Source organism: Pseudomonas sp. F007 (assembly GCF_057814275.1).
Map to the genome: position 1 here is coordinate 118,237 of NZ_JBVATA010000004.1, position 22,334 is coordinate 140,570.

The 22,334-nt window shown below is 61.9% G+C and carries 19 protein-coding genes; 7 read left to right on the top strand and 12 right to left on the bottom strand.

Features of this window, described 5'->3' with window-relative positions:
- Positions 1 to 22 precede the first annotated feature (22 nt).
- Entirely contained in the window at positions 23 to 1,471 is a 1,449-nt protein-coding gene (locus ACZYR5_RS10690) for an aldehyde dehydrogenase (protein ID WP_489089882.1), read from the bottom strand.
- Positions 1,472 to 1,574: 103 nt separating this feature from the next.
- Positions 1,575 to 2,405 (bottom strand): p-hydroxycinnamoyl CoA hydratase/lyase, encoded by an 831-nt coding sequence (locus ACZYR5_RS10695; protein WP_027620477.1) that lies wholly within the window; start codon positions 2,403 to 2,405, stop codon positions 1,575 to 1,577.
- A gap of 213 nt (positions 2,406 to 2,618) precedes the next feature.
- Between ACZYR5_RS10695 and ACZYR5_RS10700 the strand changes: the two genes are divergently transcribed.
- On the top strand, positions 2,619 to 3,107 hold the full coding sequence (locus ACZYR5_RS10700; protein ID WP_489089881.1) for a MarR family winged helix-turn-helix transcriptional regulator: 489 nt from the start codon (positions 2,619 to 2,621) through the stop codon (positions 3,105 to 3,107).
- A gap of 310 nt (positions 3,108 to 3,417) precedes the next feature.
- Here ACZYR5_RS10700 and ACZYR5_RS10705 read toward each other — a convergent pair whose 3' ends face one another.
- Positions 3,418 to 4,740 carry an OprD family porin gene (locus ACZYR5_RS10705; RefSeq protein ID WP_489089880.1) on the bottom strand — a complete coding sequence of 441 codons (1,323 nt, stop codon included), beginning with the start codon at positions 4,738 to 4,740 and terminating at the stop codon, positions 3,418 to 3,420.
- Between the two features lie 333 nt (positions 4,741 to 5,073).
- Between ACZYR5_RS10705 and mhpT the strand changes: the two genes are divergently transcribed.
- Positions 5,074 to 6,291: a 3-(3-hydroxy-phenyl)propionate transporter MhpT gene (gene mhpT / locus ACZYR5_RS10710; protein ID WP_489089879.1), complete on the top strand. Its 1,218-nt coding sequence runs from the start codon at positions 5,074 to 5,076 to the stop codon at positions 6,289 to 6,291.
- Positions 6,292 to 6,359: 68 nt separating this feature from the next.
- On the opposite strand, the gene ACZYR5_RS10715 is transcribed toward mhpT, so the two are convergent.
- The 5 genes from ACZYR5_RS10715 to ACZYR5_RS10735 all read right to left on the bottom strand — a co-directional run bounded on the left by ACZYR5_RS10715 (position 6,360) and on the right by ACZYR5_RS10735 (position 14,026).
- Entirely contained in the window at positions 6,360 to 6,647 is a 288-nt protein-coding gene (locus ACZYR5_RS10715) for a hypothetical protein (protein ID WP_489089878.1), read from the bottom strand.
- Positions 6,648 to 6,705: 58 nt separating this feature from the next.
- Entirely contained in the window at positions 6,706 to 8,874 is a 2,169-nt protein-coding gene (locus tag ACZYR5_RS10720) for a methyl-accepting chemotaxis protein (protein ID WP_489089877.1), read from the bottom strand.
- A 163-nt stretch (positions 8,875 to 9,037) separates the two neighbouring features.
- Positions 9,038 to 12,109, bottom strand: a complete 3,072-nt coding sequence (locus ACZYR5_RS10725) for an efflux RND transporter permease subunit (protein WP_489089876.1) — start codon at positions 12,107 to 12,109, stop codon at positions 9,038 to 9,040.
- Entirely contained in the window at positions 12,106 to 13,227 is a 1,122-nt protein-coding gene (locus ACZYR5_RS10730) for an efflux RND transporter periplasmic adaptor subunit (RefSeq protein ID WP_489089875.1), read from the bottom strand. The genes ACZYR5_RS10725 and ACZYR5_RS10730 overlap by 4 nt, the downstream gene beginning before the upstream one ends.
- A gap of 178 nt (positions 13,228 to 13,405) precedes the next feature.
- Positions 13,406 to 14,026 (bottom strand): TetR/AcrR family transcriptional regulator, encoded by a 621-nt coding sequence (locus ACZYR5_RS10735; RefSeq protein WP_489089874.1) that lies wholly within the window; start codon positions 14,024 to 14,026, stop codon positions 13,406 to 13,408.
- A gap of 87 nt (positions 14,027 to 14,113) precedes the next feature.
- Here ACZYR5_RS10735 and ACZYR5_RS10740 point away from each other — a divergent pair, with 87 nt between their 5' ends.
- Positions 14,114 to 15,577 (top strand): efflux transporter outer membrane subunit, encoded by a 1,464-nt coding sequence (locus ACZYR5_RS10740; protein ID WP_489089873.1) that lies wholly within the window; start codon positions 14,114 to 14,116, stop codon positions 15,575 to 15,577.
- Here the strand turns inward: ACZYR5_RS10740 and ACZYR5_RS10745 are convergent.
- Genes ACZYR5_RS10745 through ACZYR5_RS10755 form a run of 3 tightly spaced genes read right to left on the bottom strand, consistent with a single transcriptional unit; the run spans position 15,572 to position 17,419 of the window.
- Positions 15,572 to 15,985: a MarR family winged helix-turn-helix transcriptional regulator gene (locus tag ACZYR5_RS10745; RefSeq protein WP_489089872.1), complete on the bottom strand. Its 414-nt coding sequence runs from the start codon at positions 15,983 to 15,985 to the stop codon at positions 15,572 to 15,574. The two genes, ACZYR5_RS10740 and ACZYR5_RS10745, sit on opposite strands and share 6 nt — an antisense overlap.
- Positions 15,982 to 16,521, bottom strand: a complete 540-nt coding sequence (locus ACZYR5_RS10750; protein ID WP_489089871.1) for an SRPBCC family protein — start codon at positions 16,519 to 16,521, stop codon at positions 15,982 to 15,984. Before ACZYR5_RS10750 ends, ACZYR5_RS10745 begins: the two co-directional genes overlap by 4 nt.
- Positions 16,505 to 17,419, bottom strand: coding sequence for a LysR substrate-binding domain-containing protein (locus ACZYR5_RS10755; protein ID WP_489089870.1), 915 nt, complete (start codon positions 17,417 to 17,419; stop codon positions 16,505 to 16,507). The genes ACZYR5_RS10750 and ACZYR5_RS10755 overlap by 17 nt, the downstream gene beginning before the upstream one ends.
- Before the next feature lie 211 nt (positions 17,420 to 17,630).
- On the opposite strand from ACZYR5_RS10755, the gene ACZYR5_RS10760 reads away from it, so the two are divergent.
- The 4 genes from ACZYR5_RS10760 to ACZYR5_RS10775 all read left to right on the top strand — a co-directional run bounded on the left by ACZYR5_RS10760 (position 17,631) and on the right by ACZYR5_RS10775 (position 21,658).
- Entirely contained in the window at positions 17,631 to 18,380 is a 750-nt protein-coding gene (locus ACZYR5_RS10760) for an SDR family NAD(P)-dependent oxidoreductase (RefSeq protein WP_489089869.1), read from the top strand.
- 100 nt (positions 18,381 to 18,480) lie between these two features.
- Positions 18,481 to 19,779 carry an MFS transporter gene (locus ACZYR5_RS10765; RefSeq protein WP_489089868.1) on the top strand — a complete coding sequence of 433 codons (1,299 nt, stop codon included), beginning with the start codon at positions 18,481 to 18,483 and terminating at the stop codon, positions 19,777 to 19,779.
- A 17-nt stretch (positions 19,780 to 19,796) separates the two neighbouring features.
- Positions 19,797 to 20,645 carry a transketolase gene (locus ACZYR5_RS10770; RefSeq protein WP_489089867.1) on the top strand — a complete coding sequence of 283 codons (849 nt, stop codon included), beginning with the start codon at positions 19,797 to 19,799 and terminating at the stop codon, positions 20,643 to 20,645.
- Positions 20,642 to 21,658: a transketolase family protein gene (locus tag ACZYR5_RS10775; RefSeq protein ID WP_489089866.1), complete on the top strand. Its 1,017-nt coding sequence runs from the start codon at positions 20,642 to 20,644 to the stop codon at positions 21,656 to 21,658. The genes ACZYR5_RS10770 and ACZYR5_RS10775 overlap by 4 nt, the downstream gene beginning before the upstream one ends.
- A 228-nt stretch (positions 21,659 to 21,886) precedes the next feature.
- Here the strand turns inward: ACZYR5_RS10775 and ACZYR5_RS10780 are convergent, their stop codons facing one another.
- Positions 21,887 to 22,183: a cupin domain-containing protein gene (locus ACZYR5_RS10780; RefSeq protein ID WP_489089865.1), complete on the bottom strand. Its 297-nt coding sequence runs from the start codon at positions 22,181 to 22,183 to the stop codon at positions 21,887 to 21,889.
- Between the last annotated feature and the right edge of the window lie 151 nt (positions 22,184 to 22,334).

A 22,334-nucleotide genomic window follows, 5' to 3' on the forward strand; every position in this document is an offset into this window, starting at 1 on the left:
CGCCGCCCGCGGTGTTGCCGGTTCAGATCGGGTAGTGCCGTGGACCATTCTGGATAGTGACCCAGCGCAACTGAGTGAAATGCTCAATCGATGCCTTGCCGCCAAAACTGCCGTAGCCGCTGGACTTGACCCCGCCAAACGGCATTTGCGCTTCGTCGTGCACGGTCGGGCCGTTGATGTGGCAGATGCCCGATTCGACCCGCTGGGCCAAAGCCAGGGCACGCCCGGTGTCACGACTGAAAATCGCCGCCGACAAACCGAACTCGGAGTCGTTGGCCAGTTGCAACAGCGCTTCATCACCCTCGCCGCGCAGCACCACCGCCACCGGGCCGAAGGACTCTTCGCGGTACAAACGCATGCTCGCGTCGACGCCGTCGATCAGGGTCGGCTGCAAGATGCTGCCCTCCAGTTGCCCGCCGATCACCAGGCGCGCGCCCTTGGCCACGGCATCATCGATCAACGCTTTGATCCGCGTGCCGGCGCTGGCGTCCACCAACGAGCCGAGCACCGACTCCGGGTCGGCAGGATCACCGGCGCGCAGGGTCTCGACCTTGGCCGCCAACTGGGCGACAAAAGCGTCGGCCACCTTGGCATCGACAATCAGTCGCTCGGTGGACATGCAGATCTGACCCTGGTTGAAGTAGGCGCCAAACGCGGCTGCCTGCACGGCGGCGTCCAGGTCGGCGTCGTCGAGCACCAGCAACGGTGCCTTGCCGCCCAACTCCAGCAACGCCGGTTTCAGGTGACGCGCCGAGAGCTCGGCGACGATCCGCCCGACATGGGTCGAACCGGTGAAATTGACCCGGCGCACGGCCGGGTTGGCGATCAGGCGCTCGACAATCTGCGGGGCATCCGCCGGCGCATTGCTGATGACGTTGACCACGCCATCACCCAGGCCCGCGTCCTGCAGCACCTGGCCGATCAGGCGATGCACCGCCGGGCTCAGCTCGGAAGCCTTGAGCACCACGGTGTTGCCACAGGCCAGCGGCATGGCGATCGCCCGGGTGGCGAGGATCACCGGGGCGTTCCACGGAGCGATGCCCAGCACCACGCCGCAAGGTTGGCGCAGGGCCATGGCAAAACTGCCGGGGACGTCCGAGGGAATCACTTCGCCGTTGATCTGCGTAGTCATCGACGCCGCTTCACGCAGCATATTGGCCGCCAGCCGTACGTTGAACCCGTACCAGTTGGCCATGGCGCCGGTCTCGCCCGCGGCCTCGATGAACTCGCTACTGCGCGCCTGCAAGTGTTCGGCGGCCTTGAGCAAACGGCTGCGCCGTTCATTGGGCGCCAGCGCGGCCCACGCGGGAAACGCCTGCTGGGCAGCGGCCACGGCGGCGTCGGCATCTTCCAGGGTGGCGGCGGCAACCCGCGACACCAACTCGCCCGTCACCGGGTTGCGGCGTTCGAAGGTTCGACCGTCGCGCGCGGGGCACGACTGGCCGCCAATCAGCAGGGGCACGTCCAGCATGGTGATTCCTCTTTATCGTCTTTATCGGAATGCTTAGCAGTGATGTAAACGCCGCTTCGGGGCGCACTCGCCTTTTCGCGCAATGCGCCCGCAGCGGCGTCCTTCAGCGTTTATACGCTTGCAGGCCAGGCTTGATGCTCTTGTCGTCGAGGAATTGCTTCATGCCCTGCTCGCGACCACCTTCGGTGTCCAGCAAACGCGACTGATCGAGCTTGGCGTACAGGTAATCCTCGTTCTGCTCCCAGGTCAGTTCGCGGCAGCGTTTGAAACCGTGCTTGGCGGCACGCAGCACCACCGGGTTTTTCTCCAGCAGGTTACGCGCCAGCTCGATGGTGACTTCGCGCAGTTGCGCCAGGGGTACGCTCTCGTTGACCAGGCCCATCTCGGCGGCTTTCTGCCCACCGAAGGTCTTGCCGGTCATGATGTAGTACAGCGACTGGCGGTGGCCCACGGTGTCGGCCATGGCCTTGCTCACCAGGTTGCCCGGCGGGATGCCCCAGTTGATTTCCGAGAGACCGAAGGTTGCTTCGTCGGCGCAGATCGCCAGGTCGCAGGCCACCAGCGGGCTGAAACCGCCGCCAAAGCACCAGCCGTTAACCATGGCGATGGTCGGTTTGGCGTACATGCGCAGCAGTTTCCATTGCCATTGCGAGGCTTCGCGACGGATTTTTTCCTGGAGGATTTCCGGACCGGCGTCCACTTCGCGGAAGTATTCCTTGAGGTCCATGCCCGCGGTCCAGGCTTCGCCCGCACCGGTCAGCACCAGCACACCGGCGGCAGGATCCTGCTCGAGGGTTTCCAGGACGTCGATCATCTCGCGGTTCAGGGTCGGGCTCATCGCATTGCGTTTTTCCGGGCGATTGAGGATGACAAACGCGATGCCGTCTTCGATTTCGACTTTGACCGTTTTCCAGCGACCTTCGTATGTGCTCATGGCGATGCTCTCTTGTTCTGGGTGTTGAAGATGACTCGAAATTAAAGCAGGAAATTAGTTATGTCAATTAACTATTAATCGATTTAATCAATTTTTCTGTTGGTGCTGGACTGGTCGGTCTTGGCGGCGAGCGATATTGGCCGTAGCAATCACCGGCCAAGGTCGGCAAACTAGATAGTCTTGTTAACCTCCACTCTTCAGGACTTCCCCGCAATGGCCAAGCCCTCCCCCCTCACCGAGTCGGTCGAGGCTGCGTCGACTCCCGCCGAGACCCAGGCGCCCATGGATTCGGCGCTGAACGACCTGATCGGCTATGCCATGCGTCGCGCGCAACTGAAACTGTTCCAGAACCTGATCAGCCGCCTCTCGGCCCACGATCTGCGTCCCGCGCAATTCTCGGCTTTGGCGATCATCAATCAGAACCCCGGCCTGATGCAGGCCGACCTGGCCCGGGCCCTGAGCATCGAGCCGCCCCAGGTGGTGCCGCTGCTGAATAAGCTGGAGAGCCGGGCGCTGGCGGTGCGCGTGCGCTGCAAGCCGGACAAGCGCTCGTACGGGATTTTCCTCAGCAAGACCGGCGAGACTCTGCTCAAGGAACTGAACCAGATCGCCGCCCAAAGCGACCTCGACGCCACCTCGGCACTGGACGACCAGGAACGGGAAGAGTTGCTGCGGCTGCTGAAGAAGATTTATCAGGATTGATAGATCTGAACGGTGGGAGCTAGCCTGCTAGCGATGAGGCCATCAGCAACACCGCATCAACTTCATCGCTGGCAAGCCAGCTCCTACAGAGGTCTCTGCAGGCTCCACGGCATCTGCGATCAACACAAAAACCACTGTGGGAGCTAGCCTGCTAGCGATGAGGCCATCAGCAACACCGCATCAACTTCATCGCTGGCAAGCCAGCTCCTACAGGGGCCTGCAGGCTCCGCAGTATCTGTGTTTTACACAAACCCACTGTGGCAGCGGGCTTGCCCGCGATGGGGCCATCAGCCCCACCGCAACCGCGCCCTCACCAGATCGGCAAGGTGTAGGTCACCAGAAACCGCGTCTGGTTTTCATCGCGGAAGGCGGCGCCAGCGGGGAAGTCATTGCGGTAGATCGCCTTGCGCGCCACCAGGCCGACGTTTTTCAGCGGACCACTCTGCACCACATACCCCAGCTCCATCTGGAACTCCCGCTCCTTGCGGTCTTCGGCGTTGAAGGCTTTCAGCTCGATGTTGTCACCGCGCAGGTAACGCAACCGGCTCCGCAGCCCGGGCACGCCGGAGGCGGCGAAGTCGTAGTCGTAGATCGCCTGCCAGGTGCGCTCCTTGGCATTGAGGAAGTCCGAGGCCATGGTCAGTTCGCTCATGCCCATCAGCTCGGTCCCGGAGATGTAAGGCGTCGCCGTGTCGCCGCTGGAATGCATGTAGCCGACGCCCAGGCGGTGGCCGCCATAGCGATAGCTGAACAGCGCCGAAAGGTTGCGGTTGTCGACGTCACCGGCCTTGGCGCTGCCATCCTCGCGACTGAAAAAACTGCGCAGGTCGCTGGTCAGGGTACCGCCGCCCAGGGGCAGGTCATGCAGCAAGGCGAAAGTGTCCTGCTGGTACAGATCCGTCGCCTCGGCGTGATAGACCCGCAGGCTCAGTTCCTTGTTGACCTGATAATCACCGCCCACGTAGGCCATGTGCGAAGTCGTGGCCGTGGCGTTGAAGCGGCGGTTGGGCGAGGCGACGGTCATCGACTCGTAGTTGGTGGAGTTGCGCTTGTTGATCCGATCGATGTAACCCGTGTTGAACGTCAGGCCGTCGATGTCCTTGGAGCTGAGGATGGTACCGCGAAAGGTTTGCGGCAGCAGGCGCGAGGGACTGGCAAAGGCGAACGGCAGGAAGATCGACACGTCCCCGCTCTTCACCGTGGTCTGGGCAAACCGCAGCTTGCCGGTCGGCGCCAGGCGTGAATATTCGTCTGCTGCACGGTTGTCACTGGCCGACACCGGCAGCAACTCGGTGCCGCTGCGATCCGGCGAGGAGTCGAGCTTGACCCCCATCAGCCCGCGCACGTCCAGGCCAAACCCCACCGGCCCTTCGGTAAAACCCGACTCCATGTTCATGATGAAACCCTGGGCCCACTCCTTCGCGGCGGACTTGGCGCCATCGTCCTTGTACTGACGGTCCATGTAGTAATTGCGCAGGGTCAGGGTGCCATGGCTGTCGTCGATAAAGCCCGCGGCGCGAAGCTGGGTGGGCAGTACGCTCAAGCCGAGAAGGGTCAGCACCAGCCCGCGACTGATGCCGGGAACACAAGAAGCTGGCGCCGTCACAACGTCGTGCGTGCGGAGATTTGGCATGTTCGATTTCCATTTTTTATTGTTGTTGGGGCCGCCGGGGAAGCGCAGTGCAGCCGGCTTCGCGGACAGAGAATGGAAACAGCCGGTAAGCCCTGTCAATGGCGAATGACCGATAATCGAACATTAATATTATTATCTATTTCACATGCCGCAGCTTATTGTTGCGTTTAGCCATTGATTTATAAGGGCAATTTAACGAGATCATGGATTTTCCGTTGCCGCTTCATTTTTTAGTTATCTTTGTTATCTTATTGATCAGCGGTCAGCCCCGGCGTACGCCATGCGTTGGGGACGGCTCGACTCCACAACAAAAACAACAATGAGGTTCCATCCATGGACAGCCCATCGCGTCGTTCGACGCTGACAATTGCTTTGTGCTTTATCGTTGCGCTGATCGAAGGTTTCGACCTGCAAGCCGCTGGCACAGCTGCCGCCGGGCTGCGTCAGAGTTTTGCCCTGGATCCGAAGATGATGGGCTGGGTGTTCAGCGTCGGGATCATCGGCCTGCTACCGGGTGCATTTTTTGGCGGCTGGATCGCCGATCGCATCGGTCGCAAGAAAATCCTCGTCAGTGCCGTGTTGCTGTTCGGCCTGTTTTCCCTGTGCACCGCCTATGTCGAGAGCTACTCCAGCCTGCTGCTGGTGCGCTTCCTCACGGGTCTGGGCCTGGGCGCTGCCCTGCCCAACCTGATCGCCCTGTGCGCCGAAGCCGTCAGTGAGCGCAACCGTGGCACCGCCATCAGCGTCATGTACTGCGGTGTGCCTTTGGGCGGTGCGCTGGCGGCGGTGGTAGCGATGTTTTCCAGCGAACACTGGCAAACCACCTTCATCATCGGCGGCCTGGCGCCCTTGCTGATCGTGCCCTTGATGGCCCTGCTGCTGCCAGAGTCGAGTGCCTTCCGTCAGCAACACTCGACCACCGACACCTCGCGCCCTTCCAGCGTCCAGGCGCTGTTTGGCGAAGGCCGTACCCGCAACACCCTGGCCTTGTGGCTGAGTTACTTCTTCACCTTGACCGTGATGTACATGCTGCTCAACTGGCTGCCGTCACTGCTCATCTCCCAGGGTTTCAGCAAACCCCAGGCGGGCATGGTGCAGATGCTGTTCAACATCGGCGGCGCACTGGGCTCACTGCTTGGCGGCCTGCTCCTGGACCGTTGCAACGGCACCAAAGTGGTCCTGGGCGTGTATGCCGGGCTGCTGGCAGCGCTGGCCGGCGTCGGCCTGGCCGTGGGCATCGTGCCGATGGCCATCGCCGGCTTTGCCGCAGGCTTGTTCGTCATGGCCGCGCAGCTGGTGCTCTATGCCCTGGCGCCACCTTCCTACCCGACCGCAGTACGCGCCACCGGCGTCGGCGCTGCGGTAGCCATCGGTCGCCTGGGTTCGGTGGCCGGGCCCTTGGCTGCGGGGCAGATTCTGGCCGCCGGTGCAGGGACGACCGGGGTGCTGTTGGCGACTTCGCCGGGATTGGTGATTGCGGCGTTGGCGATTTTGACCGTGATTGGTCGGACGGGGGCTAGGGAGGAAGGGCAACTGAAAGCCGCTAATTAAGCGGTTGAATGTGCAAACTCCCAGGCGACGGCCGGTATCGGACCGTCGCTCTGGCTGGTGATCGACCACTAGAACCGTGGAAGATCACCAATCTCCTCAAGCTCGGAAACGTGGGCTTCCAGTTCGATCACTCGCTCGCCAGAGGCGTTGATCCCGAGAAATACTCTCGATCGATTGGCAAATTGATCGCCCGCAAAAACCTCATCACCTCGAGCAATAGCGTCGCACACCTGATCAAAGCTGACGACCTGGTTATGTCCGATGGTATGCATGTGTCCATCGAGTTTTGCCCATTCGAATTCCACATAATTGCCTTGGGTATCCTTGCGAGCCGTCGAAACGATATACGTATCCATGTCGCCTGCCTCACAGCACACTTAAAAACTAAGCCTAGCCCTATTTCCTGCAAGTTTCTCAAGCCGCCACCCCCCGCCCATTACCGCTGCTACTGACCTCAAACTGCCCCACCAGCTTCTGCAGTTTGTTGGCATTGAGCCGCACGGTCTCGGCACTGCCTTGCAGCACCACCACCGTCTGGCGCATTTGCGCGGAGGACTGGTCGACCTGTTTGATGGTCTTGCCGTAATCGAGGCTGCGATTGTTGAGCTGCTGAATGATCGCAAACATGCTTTCCACCGCCTGGTGCAGCTGCACATTTTCCGAGGAGGCATCTTCGGCCAGGCGCAGGCTGTTATCGACGTCGGTGACGCCCTCTTTCATGAAGCTCACGGCGTTTTGCGTTTCGTTCTGCAAGCCTTCGACCATCTTGCGAATATCATCGGCAGCGCGAGAGGTGCGTGCGGCGAGACTGCGCACCTCATCGGCGACCACGGCAAAGCCGCGTCCATGTTCGCCGGCGCGCGCGGCCTCGATGGCGGCATTGAGGGCCAGCAGGTTGGTCTGGTTGGTGATGTCGCTGATCAGCCCGGTAATGTTGCCGATCTGCGCCATGCGGCTGTCGAGCAACTGCACGCTTGAAGACGAGCGCTCGACCACGTCGCGAATCGACTGGGTGCCCGCCTGCACGGCGAGAAACTGCTCACGGGCACGGGTCACGACTTCGTCCATGGCCTGCTTCATTTGCTCGGCGCTGGCGGAGGCTTGCTGGATTTCGCCCAATTGGTCCTCGACGATGATCATCATGTGGTGCACCGCTTCGGCCACCTCGGCGGAGGTGACACCGGCTTCCTGACTGCGGCCGAGCATCATCTGGTTGGTGCTGCCGACGTTGCTGCTGGCCTTCACCACTTGCCCGACCACCGAGTCCAGATTGTCGATGAAACTGTTGATCCAGCGCCCCATGTCGCCGGTCTCGTCGTTGGCCATCCGCGTGGTGTCGAGGCGCTGACGCAGGTTGCCTTCGCCCTCGGCGATGGTCCTGATCACCCCGGTCATCTCGCTCAAGCGTTGCGCAAGCCGCTTCGGCCCCCACAGGCTGAACAGCAGCGCGGCGCCGACCATGCTCAACACCTCGAGCGTATCGATCAGCCCCTGGGCCAGGCCGCTGTAATGCTGGACCGCGAAGTTGCAGGCGAAGAGCCCGGTCATGGTCGCCAGATAGGGTTTCATCAAGCCGTAGCTGAGTGAGCGTCGGCGATACACCTCCTCCAGATCGGCTTCGCACATCATGCCCCAGCGATCCGGCGAGCCTGGCAGCTGGAAGGTGACGCCCTTGCCCACCACCGGGATGTGCCGGTAGTCCGAGTAACCGGGATAGGTCACGAACAGATTGGCGCCCTTGCGGATGGTTTCGCGCACACCCGGGTGCAGTTCCTGGGTCGCCGGGTCGGTAAAACGCAGCTCCAGTTCGGTGTGCCGCTGGATCTGCACGGTCTTGTAGGGCGTGTGTACGCCGCTTTTCAGGTTTTCGCCGTGGGTGAAGGTGCCGTCCTCGAAACGCGAACGCGACAAGGCGGTGCCCGGGGCGATCGCCGGATCAAAACGTGATTGCGCCATGAACAAATAATTGTCGCCGGACTCGGCATAAATGTGCCCGGCTTCGCGCTGGATCAGATCGCCCAACACATCGTTCGGCACGCGCCCGCAGAGGCAGCCCAGGACTTTTCCATCGACCTTCAGCGGCTGATAAAACATCAGGGTGACCTCATCGTGAAAACGTGAAGTCGAGGGACCGATCTGCACGGTCAATGGGTCGCCGTAAGGGCCGTGCAGAAACGGCGCCTTCAACCCTTCGGCCAGGGCGCGGGATTTGCCGAGCGGATGATTGGGCCGTCCGCCCCAGGTCGAGGCAATGACGGCGCCATCGGCAGCCACGACAAACAGCTCGGAAAAGTCTTCGGCCTGAGCGAGCTTGTCCAGCAGCGACCCACTGTCGATCTGGGCAAAATCCCGAGCCAGATGTTCCGCCAGTTCCGCCAGGTGCTCCCATTGCTCGCGGGCCCAGTTGTGCAGTAACTGCACGCGGGTGTGGGCAATGGCTTCGAAGGTTTGTTCGATCACCGGGTACGCCGAGCGATTGAGTCGGCACGACCAGCCCATGGCGATTTTTCCGGTTTTGCCGAACCAGGGTAGCCAGTGCTTTTCGCTGGAAGATAACTGCATGGCCTGACTTGAAAGCGACATCTACCTCTCCAACCGCGACATGTGGATGGCAGATTGATAGCAACTATCAAGCCAAGTCGTAAGCAGCCTAAGCACTTCACCGATCCCGGGAAATACTTGGGTTGAAGGCGTTCTGTTGTCCTGGGCCATGCAGAACGCCTGCTCCAACCTGGGGCGAAGAGTCTCAGGTGCCCTGCAATGGCGCGGGTTCAGGCTTGATCCTGTACCAAAGGGCGTACATCGCCGGCAGAAACACCAGGGTCAGCACGGTGCCGGCGAACGTACCGCCAATCAGGGTGTAGGCCAGCGTCCCCCAGAACACCGAGTGGGTCAGCGGAATGAATGCCAGCATCGCTGCCAACGCGGTGAGAATCACCGGTCGCGCACGCTGCACGGTGGCTTCGACCACCGCGTTGTAGGGCGACAGACCGGCCTGCTCGTTCGAGTGAATCTGGCCGATGAGGATCAGCGTGTTGCGCATCAGAATCCCGGACAGGGCAATCAGCCCCACCAGGGCATTGATCCCGAACGGCTGCTGGAACAGCAACAGAATGGGCACCACGCCAATCAGGCCCAACGGTGCGGTGGCGAACACCATCATCATGGCCGACATCGAGCGCACCTGCAGGACGATGGTCAGCAACATCAGCGCGATCATGATCGGGAACAACGGCAGCAGGGCCTTGTTCGCCTTGCCCGACTCCTCGATCGCGCCGGCCACCTCAATGCGATAACCCGCCGGCAGCCTTTCGATGATCGGCTGCAACTGGGTGATCAAGGTGTTGGAGACATCGGGGGGCTGCAGACCTTCAGCCACGTCAGCGCGAACGGTGATGGTCGGCGTGCGGTCACGACGGCGCAGGATGGGCTCTTCCATGCGCACATCCACCGTCCCGACCTGGGACAGCGACACGCGCTGGCCTTGGGCACCGGTCAGGGTGAAGGCGGCCATTTTCGACGGATCCAGACGGGTCTCTCCCGCGGAGCGGGCCACCACTTGAACCCCACGAATGTCCTCACGGACTTCGGTGACAGGCACCCCGGTCAGCAGGAACTGCAACTGTTGCGCGACATCGTTCGAGGTCAGGCCGAACGCTTGCAGGCGATCCTGATCCAGACTGAGATGCAGTGCCGGGGTACGCTCACCGAGGTCGGTGTTGACGGTCCTCGTCAGGGGGCTGGCGGTCATGACTTCACGCACCTGCCCGGCGATATCGCGCAGCACCGCAGGATCGGCGCCCATCACCCGAAAGGCCACCGGATAGGGTGAATAAGGACCAAACACCAACTGCGTGACCCGTACCCGCGCTTCAGGTGCCAGACCATCGGCCACGGCTTGTCTGAGGCGCAGCTTGAGCGCCTCACGCTCCTGCTGATTGGCGGCCAGGATGACGATTTTTGCGAAGGACGGATCGGGCAGTTCAGGGGCCATCGCCAGGTAGAAACGCGGCGCGCCCTGGCCAATGTAAGCGGTGACGATCCTGGCTTCCGGCTGCTGGGCCAGCCATGCCTCGACCTTGGCCGCCGCCCCATCGGTCTGCTCGATTGAGGTGCCGTACGGCATCTGCACTTCGACCAGCACCTCGGGTCGGTCGGACGTCGGGAAGAACTGTTTGTTGACCACGCCCATGCCGAGGATCGCCACGACAAACAAGCCGACCACGGCGGTCGCGACCAGGCCTTTGCGGCGAATCACAGCGCCCAGCAGGCGGCGGAAACGCTGGTAGTTGGGTGTCCCGTAAATGGCCGCGTGCCCGCCTTCAGGCACCTTGATCTGCGGCAGCAGCTTGACCCCCAGGTAAGGGGTGAACGCCACGGCCACCACCCAGGAAGTGATCAGGGCAATGCCGACGATCCAGAACATGTTCGCGGTGTATTCACCGGCAGTGGACTTGGCGAAACCGTTGGGCATGAAGCCAATGGCCGTGACCAGCGTCCCCGACAACATCGGCGCCGCCGTGTGGCTCCAGGCATACGCGGAGGCCTTGATGCGGTCATAGCCCTCCTCCATCTTCACCACCATCATCTCGATGGCAATGATTGCATCGTCCACCAGCAGTCCCAGTGCCAGAATCAACGAGCCCAGGGTAATCCGGTCGAAGTCCTTGCCCGTGGCCGCCATGACAATGAACACCGCGGCCAGGGTCAGCGGGACCGCAGCGGCCACCACCACCCCGACCCGCCAGCCCATGCTGAGGAAGCACACCAGCAGCACCACGCCCAGGGCAGCAAAAAACTTCACCATGAATTCGTTGACGGAGGCGTCGATATTCACCGCCTGATCGGTGACCTTGGTCAGGCTCATGCCCAACGGCATCTGCTGGTTGATCGCGCTCGCCTCGGCCTCCAGCGATTTACCCAGATCGAGACCGTTCCAGCCATCGCGCATAACCACGCCGAGCAACAACGCCGGCTCGCCATTGTTGCGGACGAGGAACGTCGCCGGGTCCTCGTAACCGCGCTTGACCTGCGCCACATCGGACAACTTTAGGGTTCTGCCCTGCACCGTCAGCGGGGTGTTACGAATTTTCTGCAGGTCATCGAACGCGCCATCCAGGCGAATGAAAACCTGCGGCCCCTTGGCTTCAACCGAGCCCGCTGGGGTGATCATGTTCTGCGTGTTCAATGCACTGAAAATGTCCCGGGCGGAAATGCCCAGGGTCGCCAGACGCTCGTAGGACAGCTCGAGAAAAATCCGCTCAGCCTGTTCACCGATGATGTTGACCTTCTTCACCCCCGCCACATGCAGCAGGCGCTGGCGCAAGCTCTCCGCTTCACGCACCAGCAGGCGCTGCGGCTCGCCCTTGGCCTTGAGCGCGTAAAGCGCGAAGGTGACATCGGCGTATTCATCATTGACCATTGGGCCGATCACCCCGGCTGGCAACCCCCTTTGCTCATCGAGGATTTTCTTGCGCGCCTGGTAAAACTCCTCCTGGACCGCTGAAGGCGGTGTGCTGTCGAGCAGGTAAACCGTGGTGAAGGCCAGGCCCGGGCGGGTGAAGGTCTCGGTGCGGTCGTACCAGCGCAGTTCCTGCATGCGTTTTTCCAGCTTTTCCGCCACCTGGTCCTGCATCTCCTGGGCCGTCGCCCCGGGCCAGGCGGTGACCACCGTCAATTGTTTAATGGTGAATGCCGGGTCTTCCGCACGCCCCAGTTTGAAGAAGGCGAACAAGCCACCGACGGAAATCAGCAGGATCAAGAACAGGGTTATGGAACGTTCGCGTACGGCCAGTGCCGAGAGATTGAAGCCGCTCATCGACTCACCTCGACCACGGCTTTTTGCGTGGCATCGGCAGGCTCAGTCCTGACCTTGTCGCCCTCGTTCAACAGGTGTGCGCCCAAGGCGACGACACGATCCCCCACCCGCAGATCCCCCGTCACCCGCACACTGCCCTCGTCATTCAGGCTGCGCACCTGGATCGGACGCCAGACCACCTGCTGTGGCTCTCCTCCCACCACCCAGACACCCGGGCCTTTACCCGCATCGTAGAGGGCGCCCATCGGCACCTGCAGTTCCCTGGCATCCGCCCCATCGGTGTCGGCAATGGCCACGGAGATGGTGGAACCCAGGGTGGCACTGGAGAACGCACCTTCGAGCACATAACGGGCTTCGAAGGTTCGGGTCTGGCGGTCCGCGGAGTCGGCCAGTTGCCGCAGACGGGCGCTGCCTGCGCGCTGGTTCTGTCCGTAGAGTTCAACCGTCGCCACTGAGCCCAGCGCCGGACGCAGGGTCTCGGGTAACTGGATCACCGCCTCGCGCTGCCCCGAATGGGCAACGCGCACCACCACCTGCCCGGCGCCGACCACCTGCCCCGGTTCCGCCAGGGTGTCCACGACCACCCCGTCAGCATCGGCCAGCAGCGTCGAATAGCCGGTGGCGTTTTTTGCCACATCAGCCTGGGCCTGGGCCGCGTTGAGCTGAGCGTTGGCCGAGTCGGCCGCCGCTTTGATCCCTGCGTACGCCGAGGCGGAGACCGCGCCGACGGAGACCAGATCCCGGTAGCGCAGCTCGTCATCGGAGGCCTGGCGGGCCCGGGCCATCGCGGCGAGAACCGACTCCTGCTGCGCCCTGGCGGCCAACTTCAGGTCGTTGGCATCGATGCGCATGAGCGGCTGCCCACGCTTGACGCTCTGACCGGCGTCCACCAGGCGCTCGAGGACTTTGCCTGGCACCCGAAAACCCAGATCACTCTGTACGCGCGCCGCGACGATGCCGGTGAACTGCCGCGTCGCGGGCGCAGAGGGCTGGACCACGTCGATACGCACCAAGGGCACTTGCAGGCGCGGATCGGCAGGCGTGGCCTGGTTGCACGCCGTCAGGGCAAGTGGCAACAGGGCAATGAAAATGAGTGACAGGCGGTGGCGCTGGATCATGACGACCTCTCGATAGCGGATACATCATGCTTATTCAAGTGACCAAATAAGTCAACAGTCACTACCGAGACGGATGACGACCGCCTGTTTGATCAACGCCAGCCAAAGGAAGCCGTAATCGGGATTTTTTCAGGCGCGCAGACTGCTACGGATGCGCAGCGCATCCGTCAGCAGAGGTTCAAGGCATCAGGCTGCGCAGAACGAGATTGGAGATCAGAGACGGGGCTTCTTCGACAAAATCGAGGTTGTGCTGCAACAGCAGGGGATTGACGAAGGGTCGCAGCGCCAGATGGATGGCTTCGACCGTTTCGTCCAGCGGCGTCTTGCGCTCGAACTCGCCGAGCTCTCGCCCCTCACGCACGATTTGCCCAATGAAGCGCTTGATCCGAGCGTCGTAGACCTGTGAGCTGGGCCAGCTCTCGGACGCGGAAAACGCTGCGATGTCATAGAGTTTGCGGTCGTTGAAGAACAGGCTGACGCCGGTCGCGATCAGGGTTTTGACCAGGCGCCGAAAGCGCTCGGTGGCCGAGATCCCCTCGACATTGATCGCCTGCTCCACGGCCGCCACGATTTGACTCAGGCAGTTGCTGCAGATGGCTTCACCAATCGCCTGCTTGGATTCAAAGAACTTGTAGATGTAAGCCTTGGAGAAACCGATGGCCTTGGCCAGGTCGGAAACCGTGGTTTTGCCATAACCGTACTGGCTGAAATGCTCGTTGGCCGCCGCGACAATCTGGTCTCGAATGTCGTGATCGGCTGGGCCACGGGTGCTGGGCGAAGGAACTGATGGCTGATTCATGGGAGCAGCTTACTCATCCCAAAGGAGGTTGACAACTTGTGACCAAATTGTAATATCGTCACAAACCACTCCATTCGCAGGTACCCCATGCACCCTCCTCTTCGTTTAGCCGCCCTATTGAGCCTGAGCGTGGTTGCCGGCTGCACGGTGGGTCCCGACTACTCGGCACCCAGCATGGCATTGCCCGAACATTTTTCGGCGCAAACGGCACGCCGGGTGGGTGCCGCAGAAGCAGATCTCGCGGCCTGGTGGAATGCATTCAATGACCCGATGCTCAGTCAACTGGTCAATCTGGCATTGGAGCAGAACCTCGATCTGGCCCAGGCGAGCGCCAGGATCGAACAGGCTCGCGCCGGTCTGGGCGCGGCTGACGCGGCCCTGCTGCCGTCGGCCAGCGTCAACGGGCAAGCGGCCCGCGCCCGCCAGTCGCTGGAAACGCCGTTGGGCCAGGTACTGAATTCCGACCCTTCCTATAATCGCTACGGCAGTGCGTATGAGGCGAATCTGAATGCCGGCTGGGAGCTGGATGTGTTTGGCGGATTGCGCCGAGGCCAGGAAGCCGCCTTCGCCGATTACCAGGCCTCGCACGCCGGAGCGGTTGCGACACGCCTGGCGGTGGTGGCCCAGACCGCCGACCTCTACCTCAGCATTCGTGGCCTTCAGGCACGCCTGGAAATCGCCCGGCATCAAGTCGACACACGCCAGCAACTGCTCACCACCATCGAACACCTCTACGCAAAAGGCCTGGCGGCGGAACTGCAATTGAACCAGACCCAGGGTGCGCTGAATCAGGCGCAGGCGACAATTCCGGTCCTGGAGACAGGCCTCGACGCCGCCATGAATGCGCTGGATGTGATGTTGGGCAAGGCCCCGGGCACTTACCGCGCGCAACTGACCCAACCCGCACCGATCCCCAATGTGCCCGGCCTCTCGGACATGGGGGCGCCGCAAGACCTGCTGCGCCGGCGCCCGGACCTGATCGTCGCCGAGCGCCGGCTGGCGGCCTCCAACGCGCGCATCGGCGAAGCCATGTCCGAGTACTACCCCAAGCTGTCGGTGGGGGCGCTGCTCGGCAGTGCCACCTCGGTATCCAGCGCGAACCTGTTCAGCAACGGCGCCAGCCAGGCGTCGACGGTCCTGGGATTGCGTTGGAGGCTGTTCGATTTTGGCCGCATCAATGCACAGATTGACCTGGCCAAAGGCCAGGAAGCCGAGGCCCTGGCCGCTTACCGGCAATCCGTTCTGCGGGCCTGCGAAGATGTTGAAAGTGCTTTTTCGGCGCTGATCCACAGCGAGCAACAATCAGCCCAACTCGCCCTGGGCGAGTCGGCGTATGGGAAAGCCCGAGCCACCTCGTTTATCGCCTATGAAAAAGGCGTGGTCAGCCTGATCGAAGTGCTGGATGCGGATGAACATCTTCTGGCGGCTTCCGATGCCAGGGCCCAGGCGCAAACCGAGTCGGCTCGTGCGGCCGTGGCCACGTTCAAGGCATTGGGTGGTGGCTGGCAGCGGGACGGCTCGGAGGGGCGTGTCGTGTCTAAGGCTCTATGAAGTGCTTTGCAGAAAAAAACCTTTATCGAACGCTTCAACCACCGGCATGGCTATGCGCAACTGAACACGCCCTTGCTCACTCAGCGACAACAGATTCGCCCGCTGATCCTGCGGGTCGATCCGTTTCTCCAGCAGGCCGTCTTTTTCCAGGCGAGAAACGATCTGCGAGATGTGCATGCGGTCCATGCCGGTGAAGTGGGCGATGCCATTTTGAGTGATCTGCTCACCGTCGCGGGTCAACCAGCCGCACACGGCGAGGATCGCGAACTGCGGCTGGGTCAGCCCCAAGGGTTTCAACAGCGCGTTGAGCTGACGCTGCCAATCGAGGAATTGCCGCCAGAGGCGGAACCCCGGGCTGCCGCTTGGTCCTGAGTAGGCAGAACCACTCCACTTTTCGTCCGTACTCACGATCCCGTCACCTGACTTTCGCTGGCGCGCTTGAGGCCGCGCATGGTGTTGGGCAGCGAAGCCTGAATGGATCGGCCAATCAACGGTCGGAACAAGAAGCTCAGGGGACCTTTGAACTCCACCCAGTGGGTGGCAACAGTCGAACCGGACTCACTGCTCGACGCCAGGCTGTGACCGAACAACATGCGGCACAGCGGCAACCGGCTCTGCACCGAAAACGACCGGCCTGGCGTCACCTCGACGATCTCGATATTGGCCTTCGGCCCGCGCTTGGGCTTCAGCCATCCCCTCGCCCCGAGCTTGAGCCCGCCGGGCAAACGGGCGGCGGTCACCTCCGGATCCCAGTCGATCCAGCGGGCCGCGTCCTGATACAGCCGGAACACCTGCTCGGGTGTCTGTTTTATCTCAATGGAAGCTTTGATGGGCATGGCCTCGATCCTTGGGGCATCTTTTGAGCGCACATAGTAAATACATTTACTATCTTCGGCCAGTTGAAAAAGGCACCAGGATCTGTGGGCATCAATAGTTGAAATCATGTCCCAACTCCTTCTGCATCCACTCCAGAAACCGCCGCACCCGGGGAAAGTTCGAATGGGCGCGGGGGAACACCAGGTGGTGGGCGGTGATCGGTGAGCTCAATGCCGGTGCGACCTCGACCAAGGCACCGCGCTCGAGATAATCCTGGGCCAGCAAGGTGCTTTCCAGGGCAAAACCCAGGCCGTGATGGGCCGCTTCCAGTGTCATGTAGGAGCGGTCGAAGCTGAGGGTATAGGGCTTTTCCGGGCGCGACACACCGTGTTGGGCAAACAGCTGCGGCCACTTGATCAGGGTCGCTTCCGACAGGATCAATTGGCTGTCGAGCAAATCTGCGGCGGTGCGGATCGGGCGCTTTTCCAGGAGCCTGGGCGAGGCCATGACCGCGATCCTTTCGTTGCGGATGGTGCGCACTTCGTAGCTGGGCCAGTTGGGCATGCCGTGGCGGATGTCGACATCGATCTTGTCGCGGCTGAAGTGCAGCGACTCATAGGAGCAGGACAGGTTGAGCTGGATGTCCGGATGACTCTGGCGAAACTGCTCGAGGCGCGGCATCAGCCAGAGCAAGCCGAAACTGGGGGATGAGTGCAGGCGCAGGCAATCGAGGCTGACGTCACTGGTGGCGCGCTCGGTGGCCACGGCGAGGCTGTGCAGGATGCCGGAAATCTCGGTCAGGTACTGCTCACCCACGGGCGTCAGGGTCACGCCTCGGGCCGTTCGAAAGAACAACTGCCGCCCGATCAACGCCTCGAGCTTGGCCAGTTGGTGACTCACCGCCGAGGGTGTCAGGTCGAGCAATTCGGCGGCACGGGCGACGTTGCCGAAGCGCGCTGTTTGCTCAAAGGCCTGAATGGCTTTCAGGGGTGGCAGTGTGGCGGGAGCATCGTCGTCTGAGCGCATGATGAGGTTTGTTCCGCTGCAAGTAGCGTGGACTGGGCGTCGTGCCATTCAACCAGCCAACGGCACAAATGACGAGTGCTGAATTTTTTTCAGCACCCAGTGAGGTTTGCGTTATTGCTCAGGGACGGGGTGGAGCACAAGCTGGGTCATCGGTTCACTGCGGATCGACCCAATAAAAAACTCGCTAATAAAAAGAATGAGGTACTCCTCCATGCTTCTCCAAGGCAAAGTCGCAATCATTACCGGTGCTGCATCTGCCCGTGGCATTGGCCGCGCGACCGCGACCACCTTCGCGCAACAGGGCGCCCATGTGGTGATCCTCGACCTCGATGAATCCGCTGCCCGCGATGCTGCCGCCTGCCTGGGCGAGGGCCATCTGGGCCTGGCGGCCAACGTCGCTGATGAATCGCAGGTCCAGCAGGCCGTGGCGAAAATCATCGAGCATTTCGGCCGCATCGACATTCTGGTCAACAACGCCGGCATCACCCAGCCGCTGAAAACCCTGGACATTCGCCCTTCGGACTACGACAAGGTGCTGGACGTCAGCCTGCGCGGCACCCTGCTGATGTCCCAGGCGGTGATTCCGTTCATGCGTCAACAATCTTCCGGCAGCATCGTCTGCATGTCCTCGGTGTCCGCGCAACGTGGCGGCGGCATCTTTGGCGGCCCCCATTACAGTGCGGCCAAGGCCGGTGTGCTGGGCTTGGGCAAAGCCATGGCGCGCGAGCTTGGCCCCGACAACATTCGCGTCAACTCCATCGCCCCTGGCCTGATTCATACCGACATCACCGGCGGCCTGATGCAGGATGACCGCCGTCACGCGATCATCGACGGCATCCCCCTGGGCCGCCTCGGTGCCGCGCAGGACGTCGCCAACGCCGCCTTGTTCCTGGCCAGCGACCTATCCTCCTACCTGACCGGCATCACCCTGGATGTGAACGGCGGCATGCTGATTCACTGAGTACACCTGGGCGGGCCTGCCTGGCCCGTGCGGTTCTGGATCGATGATGCAGCCGGGCCTCGGGGCCTGGCGGTCAATAAAAACAAGAGATCGAACCATCATGACAACCCTGTCGCTCGAAGCGGTTTCGACCGTGCGCTCCTCCGCCTACCGTAAAACGGCCTGGCGCCTGATGCCGTTCCTGATGCTGTGCTACCTGTGCGCCTATCTGGATCGGGTCAACGTCGGCTTCGCCAAGCTGCAAATGATGAACGACCTGGCCCTCAGCGAAACGGTCTACGGCCTGGGTGCAGGCATGTTCTTCATCGGTTACTTCCTCTGCGAAGTGCCGAGCAACATCATCCTGCACAAGGTCGGCGCGCGAGTCTGGATCGCCCGCATCATGATCACCTGGGGCATCGTCTCGGCCCTGTTCGCTTTCGTCGAAACCGCCTGGCAGTTCTATGCCCTGCGCTTTCTGCTGGGCATCGCCGAAGCCGGCCTGGCGCCGGGCCTGCTGCTGTACCTGACCTACTGGTTCCCGTCCTATCGCCGCGCGCGCATGACCGTGTTGTGGTTCATCGCCATTCCGCTGTCGGGCATGGTCGGTGGCCCGCTCTCCGGCTGGATCATGAACCACTTCGCCGGCATGCATGGCTGGGCCGGCTGGCAGTGGATGTTCGTCCTCGAGGCCGTGCCGACGGTGCTGGTCGGCCTGCTGGTGCTGAGCTATCTCAAGGACGGGGTGCATCAGGCCAACTGGCTCAACGACGAAGAAAAACAGCTGATCACTCGCGAGTTGGCCGAGGACAATCAGCAGAAAGTCACCCACGCCTCGGTCGGCGAGTTCATCCGTGATCGCCGCCTGTGGTTGCTGGCCGCCATCTACTTCTGCGTGGTGATGGGTCAGTACGCAATCACCTTCTGGCTGCCGACACTGGTGCGCAACGCCGGGGTTGCCGACCCGCTGCACATCGGCTTCCTCACCAGCCTGCCCTACCTCTGCGCGATCGTGGCGATGCTGCTGGTCGGCCGCAGTGGCGACAAGCATCGCGAACGGCGCTGGCACCTGATTGTGCCGATGATCGCCGGCGCTATCGGCCTGAGCCTGGCGGCATTGATGGGGGGCAATGTGACCCTGTCGATCCTCAGTCTGTGCCTGGCGGCCTCCGGCATCCTGTCCGCGACCTCACTGTTCTGGATGCTGCCCACCACGCTGCTGGGTGGCGTTTCCGCCGCCGCCGGGATCGCGGCCGTCAACAGCTTCGCCAACCTGGCCGGCTTCTGCTCGCCCTACCTGATTGGCTGGATCACCACCCTGACCGGCTCCAGCGCCATCGGCATGTACCTGATCACCGGCGTGCTGGTGGCCGGCGCCCTGCTGGTCCTGCGCATTCCCGCCGCCCTGGTCAATCGTTGAGTTAACGGAGTTTCATCATGACTATTCATTCTTCACCTGCTTCAGCCACGACGCTGGTTGAACGCGCGCACAACATTCGTCGCCACGCACTGCGCATGGGCCAGGTCCAGGGCCAGGGCTATGTCGGCCAGGCCCTCGGTGCGGCCGACCTGTTGGCGGTCTCCTACTTTCATGCCATGAATCACCGGCCTGATGATCCTGAATGGGAACAGCGCGACCGCTTCTACCTCTCCATCGGGCACTACGCGATTGCGCTGTACGCGGCCCTGATCGAAGCCCGGATCATCCCGCTCGATGAACTGGAAACCTACGGTTCGGACGACAGCCGCCTGCCGATGTCGGGCATGGCCGCCTACACCCCGGGCATGGAAATCACCGGCGGCTCGCTGGGCCAGGGCCTGGGCATTGCGGTCGGCGCCTGCCTGGGGCTCAAGCGCAAAGGCTCGGCCTCCTTCGTCTACAACCTGCTGTCGGACGGCGAACTGAATGAAGGCTCGACCTGGGAAGCGGTGATGTCGGCGTCCCACTGGAAACTCGACAACCTGATCGCCATCGTCGACGTCAACAATCAGCAAGCCGATGGCTACTCCAGTGAAATCCTCTCGTTCGAGCCGATTGTCGATCGCTGGCAAGCCTTTGGCTGGTTCACCCAGCGCGTGGATGGCAACGACATCGATGCTCTGGTCAAGGCGTTCGACGCCGCCCGCCAGCATCCCGGCGCCCAGCCACGGGTGATCATCTGCGACACGAAAATGGGCAAAGGCGTGCCCTTCCTGGAAAACCGCGAGAAAAACCACTTCATTCGCGTGGAAGAACATGAGTGGGACCTGGCACTGAACAACCTTGAACAAGGAAATAACCAATGAGCAACGCCGCCAACACTTCGACTAGCGAACCGGTCAAGAAACGCCTGACCACCTCGGCGATGATTGCGTCCATTGCCTCCGAGGGCCAGGCCACCCGATCCGCGCCTTTCGGCCACGCCCTGGCGGCGCTGGCCGAACAACGGGCCGACATCGTCGGGCTGTCTGCCGACCTGTCCAAGTACACCGACCTGCACATCTTCGCCAAGGCCCATCCGGACCGCTTCTATCAAATGGGCATGGCCGAACAGTTGCTGATGAGCGCCGCCGCCGGCATGGCTCGCGAAGGCTTCGTGCCCTTCGCCACCACCTACGCGGTGTTCGCATCGCGCCGCGCCTATGACTTCATCTGCATGGCGATTGCCGAGGAAAACCTCAACGTCAAGATCGTCTGCGGCCTGCCCGGCCTCACCACCGGCTACGGCCCCAGCCACCAGGCCACGGACGACCTGGCGATCTTCCGCGCCATGCCCAACCTGATGATTGTCGATCCGTGCGATGCCCTGGAAATCGAGCAGGCCGTCCCCGCCATCGCCGCCCACCAGGGGCCGGTCTACATGCGCCTGCTGCGCGGCAACGTGCCGCTGGTGCTGGACGAGTACGGCTATAAATTCGAGATCGGCAAGGCCAAGACCCTGCGCACCGGCAACGATGTGCTGATCATCTCCACCGGCCTGATGACCATGCGCTCGCTGGAAGCGGCCAAGGCCCTGCAAGCCGACGGCGTGGACGTGGCCGTGCTGCACGTGCCGACCATCAAGCCGCTGGATGAGCAAACCATTCTGGCGGAGGCTCGCAAGTCCGGGCGCCTGGTCGTCACGGCAGAGAACAGCTCGATCATCGGCGGTTTGGGCGAAGCCGTTGCGGGGGTACTGCTGCGTAACGGGGTGACGCCGACGTTCCGGCAGATTGCATTGCCCGACGCGTTCCTCGACGCCGGCGCCCTGCCGACCTTGCATGACCGTTACGGGATTTCGACTCAGGCGGTGTGCGCGCAGATCAAGGCCTGGTTGTAGCCGGGCGGGTCCGGCACCTGGAAACGGGTGCCGAATCCGTGACACAGGTGCGGCCGTCGAGGGACGTTGCGACAGCCTGATCAATTTATGAACAAAACATTGCAGACCCCGTAATACGTGACGTCCGGGCAATTATCCACAGATCTACCCACGCTAATTGTGGATAGAATTTGGTGTATTCAGACGCACTTTATCCAGTAGACGACTGTGCGGGGAGATCGCAATCGCTCAGGTATCAAAGATGACCAATACCCCGTGACTTCCGCCTAGCACGGCGTGCGGCACTCCGGCTTCTGCCAAGTAGATCTGCCCCTCTCCAACACTGATGGCTTCACCGCCGACGCTCAGCATCAACCGCCCGGAAATGACCAACAAGCCTTCGGTGTAGTCGTGCACTTCTTGCGCAGAGGGCATTTCATCCATACGCAAGACTTTGATATTTGAGCCGCCCACCCGTCCCAGGACGGTCGATTTCCAGGCATGTGGTAGAGATTGCGAAATCGCAGCAAGGTCCAACAGTGACATAGAAATATCCTTATTCAGTCCCGCCTCGTTTATACCGTCAGACATCGATTGAATGCACGTCCTTGCGGGCCCAGCGGCGATAAGCCGGCGACTAGGGTCGCTAGCGGTTTCGATGGCTTGGTGAGGACTTCTGCCCGGACGAAAGCCGAAG